Annotated in this window: 14 protein-coding genes; 13 read left to right on the top strand and 1 reads right to left on the bottom strand. The window is 37.6% G+C overall.

The window, feature by feature from the left end; genetic code table 11:
* Positions 1-50: 50 nt before the first annotated feature.
* The gene (locus CBG49_RS01465; RefSeq protein ID WP_088593073.1) at positions 51-2015 is read right to left on the bottom strand and encodes an alpha-amylase family glycosyl hydrolase; all 1965 of its coding nucleotides are present in this window, start codon (positions 2013-2015) and stop codon (positions 51-53) included.
* Between the two features lie 374 nt (positions 2016-2389).
* Here CBG49_RS01465 and darH point away from each other — a divergent pair, with 374 nt between their 5' ends.
* From darH to CBG49_RS01400, 13 genes are all read left to right on the top strand, one after another.
* On the top strand, positions 2390-3412 hold the full coding sequence (gene darH, locus CBG49_RS01460) for a BtrH-related acyltransferase DarH (RefSeq protein ID WP_088593072.1): 1023 nt from the start codon (positions 2390-2392) through the stop codon (positions 3410-3412).
* A 14-nt stretch (positions 3413-3426) separates the two neighbouring features.
* Entirely contained in the window at positions 3427-4791 is a 1365-nt protein-coding gene (locus CBG49_RS01455; RefSeq protein ID WP_088593071.1) for a tetratricopeptide repeat protein, read from the top strand.
* Between the two features lie 180 nt (positions 4792-4971).
* Positions 4972-7443 carry a glycoside hydrolase family 2 TIM barrel-domain containing protein gene (locus CBG49_RS01450; protein ID WP_088593070.1) on the top strand — a complete coding sequence of 824 codons (2472 nt, stop codon included), beginning with the start codon at positions 4972-4974 and terminating at the stop codon, positions 7441-7443.
* Between the two features lie 53 nt (positions 7444-7496).
* Complete coding sequence (locus CBG49_RS01445; protein ID WP_088593069.1) at positions 7497-8303, top strand: toxin-antitoxin system YwqK family antitoxin; 807 nt, start codon at positions 7497-7499, stop codon at positions 8301-8303.
* A 208-nt stretch (positions 8304-8511) separates the two neighbouring features.
* Complete coding sequence (locus CBG49_RS01440) at positions 8512-9381, top strand: hypothetical protein (protein WP_088593068.1); 870 nt, start codon at positions 8512-8514, stop codon at positions 9379-9381.
* Positions 9382-9421: 40 nt separating this feature from the next.
* Entirely contained in the window at positions 9422-10321 is a 900-nt protein-coding gene (locus tag CBG49_RS01435) for an SH3 domain-containing protein (protein WP_088593067.1), read from the top strand.
* Positions 10322-10526: 205 nt separating this feature from the next.
* Positions 10527-11096: a hypothetical protein gene (locus tag CBG49_RS01430; protein ID WP_009414732.1), complete on the top strand. Its 570-nt coding sequence runs from the start codon at positions 10527-10529 to the stop codon at positions 11094-11096.
* A gap of 114 nt (positions 11097-11210) precedes the next feature.
* Complete coding sequence (locus tag CBG49_RS01425; protein WP_088593066.1) at positions 11211-11465, top strand: hypothetical protein; 255 nt, start codon at positions 11211-11213, stop codon at positions 11463-11465.
* Positions 11462-11995, top strand: coding sequence for a hypothetical protein (locus CBG49_RS01420; protein ID WP_088593065.1), 534 nt, complete (start codon positions 11462-11464; stop codon positions 11993-11995). Before CBG49_RS01425 ends, CBG49_RS01420 begins: the two co-directional genes overlap by 4 nt.
* Positions 11996-12216: 221 nt before the next feature.
* The gene (locus tag CBG49_RS01415; protein ID WP_088593064.1) at positions 12217-12744 is read left to right on the top strand and encodes a DUF3828 domain-containing protein; all 528 of its coding nucleotides are present in this window, start codon (positions 12217-12219) and stop codon (positions 12742-12744) included.
* 9 nt (positions 12745-12753) lie between these two features.
* Positions 12754-13242, top strand: coding sequence for a hypothetical protein (locus tag CBG49_RS01410; RefSeq protein WP_088593063.1), 489 nt, complete (start codon positions 12754-12756; stop codon positions 13240-13242).
* A gap of 116 nt (positions 13243-13358) precedes the next feature.
* Positions 13359-14150 carry a superoxide dismutase gene (locus tag CBG49_RS01405; protein WP_088593062.1) on the top strand — a complete coding sequence of 264 codons (792 nt, stop codon included), beginning with the start codon at positions 13359-13361 and terminating at the stop codon, positions 14148-14150.
* A 384-nt stretch (positions 14151-14534) separates the two neighbouring features.
* Entirely contained in the window at positions 14535-15425 is an 891-nt protein-coding gene (locus CBG49_RS01400; RefSeq protein ID WP_088593061.1) for a fructose bisphosphate aldolase, read from the top strand.
* Positions 15426-15430: the final 5 nt, after the last annotated feature.

The raw sequence follows: 15430 nt of genomic DNA, 5'->3' as shown, positions 1-15430 counted from the left end.
CAGAGCTACAAACTCACACTTTACGTGAGGCGCACCCATTTTCTAATTTTCTAATCTGCTAATTTCAATATAAAGCCAATTCTCGCTGGTATATACAACGACAGCAAATTCTCCTTGCCGGTGTACTGTGTGAAATGCTCTACGCTTTCATCGATGCGGTTATCACCTCCAAAGGCGGGGTTATCGGTGTTGAGTATGGTGATGTACTTACCTGCTGGCACATCAAACTGATAATCGGTGTAGGAGGTGGTGGGGTTGAAGCTGAAAACAAATAAGTACCCACTACGCTCGAATATGAGTAGCTGTCGCTCGATGTCGCGCACCAACACACGAGGCTCACGGTCGAGGAATTTGCTTTCGGCGGCAAAGTGTATCATCGCGCTATCAAAAGCGTTGAGGTATTTAAACTTCAAGTCGGTATTGTCTACCAAACTCCATAGCCTGCGTGCGTGTGCATAGCTCCAGTTGTTGCCTTGGCGAGGAAAGTCAATCCACTCAGGGTGTCCCCATTCGTTGCCCATAAAGTTGAGGTATCCTCCACCTGCGGTGCCAAGAGTTACCAAACGTATCATCTTGTGCAAAGCCATCGCACGGTCGATGATGAGACTGTGGTCGAACACGCTCATTCCGGTATATACTTCCTTATCAGTGAGCCAGAAAAATATCGTTTTATCACCCACCAAGGCTTGGTCGTGGCTTTCGGCATAACTGATGGTGCGTTCTTCGGCGCGCTTGTTAGTCAATTCGTAATAGATATTGCCTACGTGCCACTGTTCATCGGGGACTTCTTTAAGGAGCTTAATCCAATAATCGGGAATACCCATACTCAGCTTGTAATCGAAGCCTACGCCTTTTTCAGCAATAGGCGAGGCAAGGCCGGGCAATCCGCTCATCTCTTCGGCAATGGTGAGCGCTTCGGGGTAGAGCTCGTGTATAAGTTGGTTAGCGAGAGCGAGATACACCAAAGCGTCGTCGTCCTCATTGCCATCATAATAGAAACTATAATTGGTAAAGGCTTTGCCCAAACCGTGATCGTAATAAATCATACTGGTAACGCCGTCAAAACGGAAACCGTCGAAGCGGAACTCTTCAAGCCAGTATTTGCAGTTAGAGAGTAGGAAGTTGAGTACTTGGGGCTTACCATAGTCAAAACAGCGAGAATCCCAAGCGGGGTGTTTACCGCGCTCACCGCGGTGGAAGTAAAGATAGTCGGTACCATCGAAGAGGCTGAGCCCTTCTGCCTCATTGCTCACCGAATGCGAGTGTACAATATCAAGCAGTACACGTATGCCTAAGCCGTGGGCAGTATCGATGAGTTCTTTGAGTTCTTCGGGGGTGCCAAAGCGTGAACTCACCGCAAAGAAGTTAGCCACCTGATAGCCAAAAGAACCGTAGTAAGGGTGTTCTTGTATTGCCATCAGCTGGAGGGTGTTGTAGCCCAAAGCAGCGATACGGGGGAGTACATAGAGGCGGAACTCTATAAAAGTACTCACGCGCTGGTGCTCGGTACTCATCCCTATATGTGCTTCGTAGATAAGCGGATGTGGAGCAGCTTTGGGGCGAGGGTGTTGCCAGTGGTAGGGGTGCTCGGGGCACCACACTTGAGCAGAAAACACTTTGGTATAATCGTCCTGCACAGCGCGGGTAGTATGTGAAGGAAGTCGCTCACCGCTACCTCCTTCCCATTCCACAAGTAGTTTGTAGAGCATTTCGTGGCGGAGGATATTAGCAGGGAGGCGCAATTCCCAGTCTTGGTCGTTGATTTTAGTAAATGAAAAGTGATTGTTTTTTTGCCAGTCGTTGCTATCGCAAAGAAGAAAGATAGCTGTTGCATTTGGAGCCCACTCACGTAGCACCCATTCTGTATGAGTACGGTGCAGACCGTAATAGAGGTGCGAATTACAAGCATCGGCGAGGCGCGAAGCGTCCCCTTGCACTCTATGAAGGACATCGATAAAGTGCTGATGTCTTCCCTGAATAACAGGGAGGTAGGGTAGTAAAAGTGGGTCGTTCATAATGTTTGGTATTCTGGCTACGGAAAAGTCAAGTTGTTGGCTTTTAGGTAAGTCAATTAAATTCGCCGTAAAATTAATATATTTTTTTGAATACTACCAAATTTTTCTGAGAAATTTTTTATAATTTTAAGTTTATAGGTTGTAAAATGCGGTTTTTCAGGGAGAGAGACTAAAGGAAATGTTAATTGTTATAGGATTTTATAGAGAGTGTAGTAGATGTTTTTGATAAAAAAGGATAGATTTTTTTAAAAAAGCACTTGATGGTAGAATTGTCCTAACACAATTGCCTCATCTGCAAATTGCCTAATTTTCCCATTTGCTAATTTACTAATTTGCTAATTTGCTAATTATCTCCTATCTTTGCCCGATTTTATATGGCAACAATAGATTTTAAACATCGACAATCGGCGCACTGTGAAAATGGTGTAGCCTCTAATTTGTTATATTTCAATGGCGTTCAGCTGAGTGAGCCTATGGTTTTTGGTATTGGCTCCGGACTCTTGTTCTTCTATTTTCCTTGGATAAAAGTCAATGAAGCTCCCGCTATTAGCTACCGCACGATGCCGGGGCATATCTTTAGCAAAGTAGCTAAAAGATTAGGTTTTAAGGTAAAACGCCAAAAGTTTTCTTCCCCCGAAAAGGCACAACAAGCCCTCGACGACAATCTTGCAAAAGGCATCCCCTCTGGTTTGCAAGTAGGGGTGTTCAACTTGCCTTATTTCCCCGATGAATACCGTTTTCACTTCAATGCACACAACTTAGTGGTTTATGGCAAAGAAGACGGCAAGTACCTCATCAGCGATCCGGTGATTCCACACGTTACCACGCTTACCCCCGAAGAACTCACCAAAGTGCGCTTCCCCAGTGGGGTGTTGGCTCCTAAGGGACATTTGTATTATCCCACTCATCTGCCTAAAGAACTTTCATTAGAAAAGGCAATATGGAAGGGTATCAAGCAAACGTGTAGTACAATGCTCGCTCCCGTGCCCATAGTGGGGGTGGCAGGTATCAAGACAGTTAGCAAGGATATACTGAAATGGTACCGCAAGAAAGGTGCAAAAACCACCAATCACTACCTTGCCCAGCTGATACGTATGCAGGAAGAAGTAGGTACTGGAGGGGCAGGTTTTAGGTTTATCTATGGCGCTTTCTTGCAAGAAGCCGGCAAACTCCTGAAAAACGATGCCTTAATAGAACTCTCTAAAGAAATTACCGATATCGGTGATGCGTGGCGCGATTTCGCAGTAGCCATCGCCCGCGTATACAAAAACCGCAGCACCCAAGTAGATGCCTATAGCGCACTTTCTCAGCAATTATACACCATCGCCGAACGAGAAGAAGTATTTTTTAAGAAACTGAAAGCGGTAGGTCGTAGCGTGACAAGCAAACATAAATAATACAAATAAACGATATGAAAAAATGCATCATTTTCTTAGCACTATTTTGTTGTTCTTTTAGTTGGGGACAACGGAAAGTAATCTTGGATACCATTCAGAAGTTCATCAAAGCACGTATTGACGACCAAAAAATTAAAGCCCCTGTTGATGATTTTTTTGCTAATTACCTCAGTGCCAAACCTATTAGTGAGGGTGAATTATGGGAAGACAAAGCAGGTATTTGTATGGATGTACTTAATGAGAAAAACCGTGTGGTATATTATCCCGCAAAGTTTGATGTAAGTTCTATCAATATAAGTTTCAATGCTTTTAGCATAGAAGACCAAGAAGACCCTGCAGGAAGAGAACAATATATACAACAATTTCTGAAAAACGAAAGAAGCAAGATACAGAAATCGGCCTACTTTAACCACGTAAAATACCAATATTTAAACTATAAGACTAAGAAATTTGAAATTAATACAGGTGATATTTTGATTGAAAATAAACGCCATAGTACTTTTTTTAGAAGCAAAGGCGACTATGTTTATGGATTAGCCGTAGCTAATACACACCTCCGCAATATGGGTAAGGCTATTTTCAAATTGTATATCTTTGATAAAAAACTACTTTCTCCTGAAGCCCAAAGTGAAATTCAGCAAAAACGAAACACCTCTTCTACAATTGACAAAACCGATTTCCCTCTGTATCACAACAAACGTATAAACGAATTAATTACGCTGCTCAAAGACCTTCTCAAAAGCGACCCTACCTATAAAAAAGACCAAAAACTGGTAGATATTTATAACAAACTGAAGGAAGAAGAACCTTTAGATAGAGAGAATATTAGGTTAGTACAAAATGACCTTGTTTACCTCGCTGATTTGAAAATAAAAGAAACCTCAGAAAATAAGTGGTATGTATATGACCTGCGCAATATCGCCCATTTGGCAGCCCACTCATTAGCTGATATCTACTATGGTAATAAGGACTACCCAATGGCTGAAAAGTATTTCTTGAAAGCCTTGTACGATACCCCTTATGAAGACAGAAGTGCTACCACTGTAAAAAAAGATAACGAACGCATTTTCCTTGATTTAGTGGATATTTATGAAGCACAAAACAAAACAGATGCTGCGATTGCTCACTTGTTGCCTCTCTTAGCATCATATTATTATGAAAAGAAAAGCAATGAAAAATTAATAGCTTATATCCCTAATGAAAAATCATCTCACGCTACATTTGAGAAAGATATACGTAAAGCCCTACTTTCAGCACGCACCACTGATGATGGCAATATCGAAATAACGTTTAGAGGACATAAAGTAGCTTTTTGGTATCATAACATACCACAATTTTTAGAGGTAGTGAGGAATGGCGACTTTTATAAAAGTTTGTGATTTTATGTGAGAAAGCAAAAATCAAAAACTTGTAAGTAAAAAATAAATCCTTATATTTGCAGAATTAATAATTTTAAAAAAACATCTTAAATATGAAAAAAGCTCAACTGAAGCCCCTGAAGGTACTCATAAGCTCTCCCAAAATTGAAGTGAATTAATCTTTGATAACTTATTGTACAAATGAACAAAATCAACCTTTTACTTTTATTAGGCGTTGTAGCTACAAGCTGGGCGCAACAACAGCAAACCCTCGAAAAAGGGTGGAAATTTACCCGTGAGGACAAACCTGCGTTTTCGCAAACAAACTACAACGATGCGAAATGGCAACGCGTAACCGTGCCTCACGATTGGGCTATCTATGGTCCTTTTGATATGGAAAACGATATCCAGCGCACGGCCATCAAGCAGGACGGACAAAAAGCGGCTATTGAACACACAGGGCGTACAGGAGGCTTACCTTTTGTAGGCGTAGGTTGGTACCGCACGCAGTTCAATGTGTCTGAACTTACGTCCGATAAGCAGGTGTTTGTACAGTTTGACGGAGCGATGAGTAACCCCGAAGTGTTTGTAAACGGACAAAAAGCTGGCGAATGGCACAACGGCTACAACACTTTCTACTTGGATATTACTCCTTACGTAAAAGCTAATAACAACACTTTGGCAGTGCGACTCAACAACCTTACCCAGATGTCTCGTTGGTATCCAGGGGCAGGTTTGTACCGCAATGTGCATATCATCACTAAAAACAAGACGCATATCCCTATTTGGGGCGTACAGATTACCACCCCCGAAATAACAAATAACTTCGCCAAAGTAGTAGTAAATACCGAGTTTGTAGCCGATAAAAAGACTTCTATTGTAGCAGAAACTGTTATTTTCAACAATCAAGGTGAAAAAGTAGCGTATGCTAATACCAAAGCGACTCCTTACACTACCGATAAGATTTCAGCAGAACTGTATATTGATAATCCTCGCTTGTGGGACATCGGTAAACCTTACCTCTATAAAGCGGTTACCAAACTCTATGAAGGCGATACTGTAAAAGATGAGGTAACCACTACCTTCGGGGTTCGCTCTATCGAACTCAAGCCTAATGATGGGCTATACCTCAACGGACGCAAAATCAAAATACAAGGGGTGTGTATGCACCACGATTTAGGTCCTCTGGGTGCTGCGGTAAACGAGAGTGCTATACGCCGACAAATACAAATGATGCAGGATATGGGTGTGAATGCTATCCGCACTTCACACAATATGCCCGCCCCTGAATATGTCCGCTTAGCCGACGAATTAGGGATGCTACTCGCCGTAGAGAGTTTCGATGAATGGGCTATCCCCAAAGTGGAAAATGGCTATCACCTTTACTTCAAAGAATGGGCTGAAAAAGACCTTACGAACCTTGTAAAACACTACCGCAACAACCCTAGCGTACTGATGTGGTTCATCGGTAATGAGGTGGAAGAGCAAAGTGTAGAAAGTGGCTCGCAAGTAGCGCGCTATTTGCAAGATATCATCAAAAAATACGATACTACCCGCCCTGTGAGCAATGGTATGGATAGACCCCACGATGTGCTTAAAAATAATATGGCAGCAACGATGCAGTTAATGGGCTTCAACTACCGCCCGTTTAAGTACAAAGAGGCTTACCGCAAGTTGCCACAACAGCTTATTTTGGGTAGTGAAACCGCTTCAACGGTGAGTTCGCGCGGGGTGTATAAGTTCCCCGTAGAGCGCAAATCAATGGCTAAATACCCCGATATGCAGTCTTCTTCTTATGATGTAGAACACTGCGGTTGGTCGAATTTGCCCGAAGACGACTGGATACATCAAGAGGATTTGCCTTATACTGTAGGAGAATTTATCTGGACAGGCTTCGACTATCTCGGTGAACCTACTCCTTACTATGTAGAATGGCCTTCCCACAGTTCCTATTTTGGGGCAGTAGATTTGGCAGGCTTGCCTAAAGACCGCTTCTATCTCTATCGCTCACATTGGAATAAGGAAGATGAAACCTTGCATATCCTTCCTCATTGGAATTGGGAAGGGCGCGAAGGCGAAATAACTCCTATCTTCGTTTATACTAATTATCCTTCTGCCGAATTGTTTATCAATGGCAAGAGTCAAGGCAAACGCAGTAAAGACCTTTCTATAAAATTAGAAGAGGAAGAAAAAGACGGTAATCCGTCAGACCTCAACCGCCAAAAGCGTTACCGCCTGATGTGGATGGATACTAAGTACGAACCTGGTACCGTGAAAGTAGTAGCCTACGACGCTAATGGTAAGGCAGTAGCCGAAAAAGAAATCCATACTGCAGGCAAGCCTTATGCCTTGCGTCTCAGCACTGAAAGCAAAACAGAACTCACTCCTAATAGTGATACACTTGCTTTTATCACTGTAGAAGCGGTAGATAAAGACGGCAATCTATGTCCTACTGTAAACGATTTGGTAACTTTCACTGTTAAAGGAGCAGGCTTTTATAAAGCAGGTGCTAATGGTGACCCTACCTGTACTGATCAATTCCACTTGCCAAAGATGCACCTTTTCAACGGAAAATTAGTAATGATGGTACAAGCAGGAGATAAATCAGGTATAATAGACATAGAGGCTAAGACTACGAAATTGAAAGGGAAAATTGATATAATAGTAAGATAATCTCAGTACAACATATTTACTGATTGTTAATTATTAATTGTTAATTGAAAAATATGAAATCTTTATTCTTATCTATTAGTTTGCTGTTTGTCAGCACTTCATTTGCCCAAAAATTACTTCCAGAGAGAGATGTCCGTCAGCAAGTATTTGCAGGTGAGAAGTTTTTCAAACTCTACACTACCGATGAACCTCTTGATGGGACTTATAAAGTAGTGATGAGCGGCGGTGCTTATTACGAAGCAACTTTTGTAGAGGGGCGTATCAATGGTGCTTACAAACGTTATAATGGTGAGGGTAAACTCACCGCCGAGGAACACTACAAGAACGGTAAAAACGACGGTACTTGGAAATATTACAACGATAAAGGAAAACTCATATCCCTCAAAAATTACAAGGATGGAAAGCCTTGGGGCAAATGGCAACTCTGGGATGACAATGCCGAGTGGTTGCAATCAGAATCTGATTACAAAGGCGAAAAAAATTACACCCTGCGCATATATTACGATAATGGCAAACTCTCTGAAGAACACACTTACAAAGAAGGCAAAGAAGATGGCTCTCAAAAGTATTACCAAAGAGAAGGCTATTTGTCAAAAGAACTTTTGAAAGAAAATGGTGAGCTCGTTCTGTATAAAACCTATCATTCCAATGGTAAGTTATATTCTGAAATACTCTATAAGGACGGTAAGAAAAACGGAAAAAGCGTTATCTATTATCCTAATGGTAAAATCACCGAAGAAGGTACTTATAAAAACAACAGAAAAGAGGGCGTTTGGAAATACTACAACCAAGCTGGTCGACTCACCTCTGAAGAAACTTACGACCACGATAATATCGTAAAAACCGTTAATTACAACTAAAAATTCTAATCCCCCTAACCCCTAAATAAATTAATTGAGGTGGCAAAATAATTTGATATGTTTGCACTCTGAAAATACTTTGATATCTCAATTAAATTTTTTGATCATCAAGTTAATGGAATAAAAATAATAACACAAAGGTAAATTCTATTTTATATTGCATAAATATCTTAAAAAACAAATGAAAAAACAAAAAAAACAATAATATATGAAATTATTACTTATTAGTTTATTTTTAATAGGGACAGTGAGTTCTTGTGAAAATGTTGTTAATAATAACACTGAAAAAGATCCACAAAATGAATTATTAAGTATCGAATCTGATACCAAATCTGATACCATATCTGATACCAAATCTGATACCATATCTAATGCACAAGAACATTGTGATTTTGAAGATTTTATTAAGGAAGAGATTGGCTATTTAAATGGCGGTTTTAATAGCAAAGGAAGACTTGATTTAGGGAACATTGATATAAGTTCAATGCTCTCTAAACCATCTTTTGCTACCAATACTTATATTGAGGATATTCCTTATATTGGGTTTATTGATATAAAGATTAAAAGAAGATTAGAGATTAATTTTCTAAAAATAGAAAAATCAACAACAAATGATAGTCTTTATATAGCAAAAGGGAAAACAAAAGTTGGTAAAAATGTAAGATTGTTTGAAGGAGAAATAAAAATCAAACATGTATATTTTTTTGCAGAGCATTCTAGAGGAGCAGACGATGATATGGTGGGGAAAATAAAATCACAAGGAATTATCATTGCTGATTATTATTTTAGAGAAGATAAGAAATTATCAGCTACTGGTGTTTTTGAAGGAAAGGTTTTATTAAGATGGTATATTAACAATAAAGGAGTGTTTTTATTTGATGATATTGATGAATATTCAGATGACTATAGAAACAACCAATTTGTAGGGACTTGGACAAGTTATAAGACAGGAGTTAAAAAAGTAGCTAATTGGGGCATTTGTCGCATCCCTTGCTCAGGAGACTTAGATTGGGGTGCAGCTGAATTTTCTCCTGCTCCTGAATATAAAAAATATGGCTGGGAAGACTATAAACCTTAAAAGAATCTAATTGGAATAACAAAAATATAGGAGAAACAAAATGGACTGGAAAATTATAATACTTTTTTTAATAATAACTTTTAATAGCTATAGTCAAAAGATAGAAGATTATACAATTTTTAAAGACGGCGAAGTTTATATTAACTTCCGTAAATATACGCAAGAAATAATGCCTCAGATAGTTGCTGAATTAGGAAAATACAATTATAAAAAACCTACTGAGGAGCACTATAAGAAAGTAATACACTCTTTTATCAATAAAGAATTGCTACCACAAAATATAGTGGTGCTGAATGATGATCTCAATCCATATATTGCTATTCAAGATAAGGGAATTATATATACAGATGGACATGAAGCAAAAATAGATGGGCTTATGTTATTTCATTTCAATCAGTATCTCTTCTACAAAGATCTAAAGTCCTTAGAGTGGCTAAAAGATAATTATGAAGATATGTTATCAGATTTTGTAGTTACTTTTGGTGTTTATAGAGATAAAACACTGCTAAAATGGTATCTTGATGAAAATATTAATGATAGAACTGGTATACAGATGTTATTTTATTATGAGAAAAATACGCGCCGATTCATAAGAAAAGAGATGGTGTTAGCGGTCGATAAAATGTTACGAGGGACTCCTAACGAACACGATTTTGCTATTAATGCGGCGAAATACTATGTTCAAAGATATCCTCACGACTTTGATAACCCCAAGGAAATAATTGATTTCCTATTTAATTCTTCAAGAGGCTATTATATAGAAGACCCTGACGGTTACTCCAATATAAGGGCGGATAAGAGTACTTCTTCTAAAATTTTAGGTAAAGTAAAATCAGGCGAAAAAATAGATGTATTAGATGATACAAGCAATTGGTATTTGATAAAAACTAAAGAAGGGTTAAAAGGATATGTACACAAAAGTAGAATAAAAATTAAATAACTTATCCTAAAAAGCCTTACCTTCGCAAAACAAAATAAAACAAGATAGAACAATGAACAATCTACTCACCCATTATCCTGTGAATTGGATAGACGGAATGAAGCTAAGCAGCAGCCATTTTATTGCTGTGCAGGACTTTGTTACCGATAGCGTTAGATAAAAAAATAACAATAAAAATTGACTTAGAAAACCTAAAAGAAGAGTTATGAAAATGAAAATATTATTAATATCTATATTATTGAATATGCTACTTATAAATTGTAATAATCAGCAGAAATTAAATTCTAACACTATAACACAAATAGATAACAACTTAGAATCAAAAAGGGATACTTCAAGTAAAGAAAGTTTTTCTCTTGTTTATAAAACATATTATCCATTGAGATATAATGAAGATGGAAAGAAAACAATTCTTATAGATACACTATCTTATTTTAAGATTAAGGGAAATATCCTTATAGATAGAACAACAATGGATTTTTATATCTTTAAAATTAATGATATAAAGATTAACGATACCTTAATTACTATTATGTGTAATGAAGTAGCTGATGGTGATCAGAATGATAATAATACTGATGATTTTAGGAGTGTTAAGGACTTTTTTGGCTATGAAGAGAATGTTATTAAAATGTATATAAAAAAGAGCAATAATTATAATATAATTTCTTGGGATACACTTCCCTCTTCTGATAAGATGGGAAGAGAAGATTTTCTTATTGAAAAAGAAAAAGTAAAAGATTCAGGATTAAAGTATTATACTTATGATGATTAAGTGGATCATTGTTAATCAAGAAAAGAAAATTCCGAAAAGCAAAACTATTATATAAAAGTAGAAGCCTATGCAGGTAAGAAAGAATCGGGTACTTTTGAACTTAGTTTTGAAAGTATGCAATTTGAAGTCGGCAACAGCCTTGTAAAAATAGGTGATAGTAAAAGGAAAGAAGAGGAGGTATTGGGAGAAGGTGTTTGTCCGCATTGTCGTAAAAAGCATATTGATTTGACAAGTAAGATGACTTTTCAAAATCAAAAAGATAGTACGGGATGTGCAAGAACTTCAAAAGCGATAATTAATGGAACAATAATTAGAGAATCCAAGTATGAAGAAGAATTAATAACATTAGATAAACTAAAGAAACTATGAAAAGAATTATAATACTATTTGTTGCAATCTCAATAATATCTTGTAAAAACAGAGTAAATTATGATAGTTCAACTTACTTAACAGAAGAAGATACAATAAGAGAACCATATAAAAGTCCTATACCTCAAAAAACTAAGTATAACTTAACAAAGTTGTATTATCGTGTTCTCTTTAATGAAGATTGTAGAAGTTTTGAAATAGATACTCTTACTTATGTAGAGATTAAAGATAGTCTTTTAATAGATAAAATATCTATGGATTGGTTTCTTTTAAAAATTAATAAAATAGATACAGTTTCAGGAGTAATAAATATATACATAGGAGAAGAATCTGATTATGAAGATGACCCTATACTATATAAATTTGGTAAGATATATAGTAATAGACATATTTATTATATCAAAAGAAAAGGCAAGTATTTATCTATAACAAATGATGCAATACCAGATAATTCAGATGTTTATATTGAAAAAGAAAAAGTAAAAGATTCAGGATTAAAGTATTATACCTATGAAGATCAAGTGGATTAAAAAGAAGATTCAGAAACACAAAATTATTACATAAAAGTAGAAGCCTACGCAGGCAAGAAAGAAACGAATACTTTTGAACTTAGTTTTGAAAGTAAGCAAGTTGAAGTGAGTAAAAGCCCTATAAAAGTAGAGGTTGGAGAAAAGAATTGTAGAACGTTCTCCCGTTTCCCAAAGTCAATTAGTATGTAGCTAAATAGATACCTCAATTTTAAAATATTCAGATGGTAAAAATTTATTATTTTATTTCAGCGTGTTTATTGTTGTTTACTTGCAATAATAACAATACCCAAGTGTCATCTTCTAATGATACTACAGATACTATTTCCTCTATCAAAAGAGATACCATAGTAGATAAGGATACAATTGCACCAATTCAAGTGCCTAAAGAAGAAACTGATGAAGCTACAAAAATGATTTTGGAATTTTATGATAAGTACATCAGGCAGCAAGATAAAATGCCTTGTCTTGATAAAAGGGAGTTTTGTGAAGAAGAATTAAGGGAAATAGAAAGGGAGTTTCTATCAAGTAAATTAATACGGAAAGTAAATTCAGATGAATTAAGTGCAGATCCTATTGTAAGAGCACAGGACTATACAATAAAATGGCTAGATTCTCTTAAAGTAAAGAAAATAAATTCAAAAAGATATAATGTGTATCTTTTTAAATTTTATGATAACAGATATGATAGCATACAATTAAAAGTTGCTAAAAAGAAAGACAGGTACATCATTGATGATATTATATTTTAAAATATTCAGATGGTAAAGATTTATTATTTTATTTCAGTGTATTTATTGTTGTTTGCTTGTAACAATAACAACACCCAAGAAAACAACTATATTGAAAATGATATAGATACCATTGAGGAAGCAGATTATGTACAAGAAATAACCGATAAGAGGATTACAAGGGAAATAAAGGATAAGAATTATGTTATCTTTGTAGAACCAACCTTATTTTACCTTGATAGCCTAAAGAATGTGTCAAAAGATGATGATTTCTATACAACGGTAGACGATGCTACTTTTTATATGACAATGGCAAGCGATCTTGCATTAGAAAAAAGAATAGATACAATAAACATAAAAATAGGCGAAATCTTAAAAATAGGGGAAAAAATAATTCAGGTATCCAAAGACAATCCTTGGACATTGATTTTATACAAACAGGGCGGAAAGACAAAAGAGTTATATCCTATAGAAATACAAATAGATGATAAAATTATTGACATTTTTTTCAATGAATAAGTCCGTATATCCTAACACTTTAACAATCTAATAAAAAGATTGATTGAAAGAAAACCTATTTTCCAATCTCTGTTAATATGCCCTTAACTTGACACCTAAATAAATTAATTTATTATATGAAACTCAAAAACGCAATCACTCTCAGCGCCGTAGCTTTGACTACAGCCTTCACTTCTGGTGACCTTTACGCTCAGAAGAAAAAAACAAAAACTAAAAAAGCTCAAGAAGAGACCGTTATAGGCGTCCAAAGAGGCTCTAACTACGGTGACCCTAAAGATGTAAAAGCCGAAGCAGGTGCTTTTGCTATTGTACCTCTAAAGTACAAATATTTCGGTTTAGAAGAATATATCGATGAGGAAACAATGTTCATCCATTTTTCTAAACACTATGTAGCTTACTTAAACAATCTCAACAAGGCGGTAGCAGGTACTCCTCAAGCGCAAATGAGCATCGAGGAACTCCTTCGCACTCTTGATATGAACAACGCAACCTTGCGCAACAATGCTGGTGGTTACTACAATCACAATATGTACTTTGCAGGGATGTCACGCAGTGGCGGAAGCCCTAAAGGAGCCTTAGCAGCCGCTATCGATCGCGATTTTGGCAGCTTTGATAACTTCAAAAAAGCCTTTGCCGAAGCAGGTGCCAAACGTTTTGGTTCTGGTTGGGCTTGGTTAGTAGTCAATAACGGTAAATTGCAAGTCGTCAGCACTGCCAATCAAGATAACCCATTGATGCCAGGGTTGGGCGTATCGGGTATTCCTGTATTAGCAATGGATGTATGGGAACACGCTTATTACTTGAAATATCAAAACCGTCGTGGCGATTACATCAATAACTTTTTCAACGTAATCGATTGGGATGTAGCCGAACAACTCTATCAAAAAGCAATTATCTCTAAACCCTGATTGCACAAAACACTGTATGTTCCCTCATCAAAAGAATCGCTTTTGCGGATTGCCCCTTCCCTTCGGGAGGGGAACGGGGTAGGCGTTTGATAATCAATTACTTTTAGAGAATGTTGTGTAGGGGCGTTTTGCAAACGCCCTTACAAATATCAAATGTATGTTCCCTCATCAAAAGAATCGCTTTTGCGGCTTGCCCTTCCCTTCGGGAGGGGAACGGGGTAGGCATTCGATAATCAATCGCTTTATGTACGGGCGTTTTGCAAACGCCCTTATTTCGAACAGCCTCAACGGAAGTAGGCATTTTAAAACAAGTTGTTGGATTAATTTTTTTTATTTGAAAAATAAATTGTACCTTTGTAGCATAATTTTAAAAACTTAATAACAATGAACGCAAAACAATTTGAACAAATGAAAAATAGCAAGGGCTTTATTGCAGCTCTTGACCAAAGTGGTGGTAGTACCCCTAAAGCCCTTAAACTCTACGGTGTAACTGAAGACCAATACAGCAACGAGGAACAAATGTTCGACCTCATTCACCAAATGAGAACACGAATTATCAAAAGCCCCGCCTTTTCTCACAAAAAAATTATAGGCGCTATTTTGTTTGAGCAAACTATGGATAGACAAATCGATGGTAAATACACCGCCGACTATCTTTGGGACGAAAAACAAGTCGTTCCTTTCCTAAAAGTAGACAAAGGATTGGAACCCCTCGATAACGACGGCGTTCAACTGATGAAACCTATCACAGGACTCACCGAACTATTAACCCGCGCTAACGAACGCCATATCTTTGGAACTAAAATGCGATCAGTGATTAAAAAAGCTTCTCCCGAAGGTATCGCACGAGTGGTTGACCAACAATTCGAGGTCGCTAAGCAAATAATAGCCGCTGGTTTGGTGCCTATCATAGAACCCGAAGTAGATATCAACATCCCCGATAAATCTCCCGCCGAGGCTATCTTGCGCGACGAAATTAGAAAGCATTTAGATACCCTCCCCGCCACTGCCAATGTGATGCTCAAACTCTCTTTGCCTACCATCAACAATTTGTACAAAGAGTTTACTCACCACCCCCGTGTAGTGCGCGTAGTAGCTCTTTCAGGAGGTTATCCACGTGAAAAAGCCAATGCCATCCTCGCCGAAAACAAAGGGGTAATTGCAAGTTTCTCTCGCGCCCTTACCGAGGGGCTCTCAGCAACTCAAACCGATGAGCAGTTCAACAACACCTTAGCTCACACCGTCGAAGGAATTTACGAAGCCTCTGTGAAATAATATCA

This window comes from Capnocytophaga endodontalis (genome assembly GCF_002209445.1).
GTDB lineage: Bacteria > Bacteroidota > Bacteroidia > Flavobacteriales > Flavobacteriaceae > Capnocytophaga > Capnocytophaga periodontitidis.
Note: the sequence above shows the minus strand (reverse complement) of the source record. Positions and strands in the feature narration are given on the sequence as shown.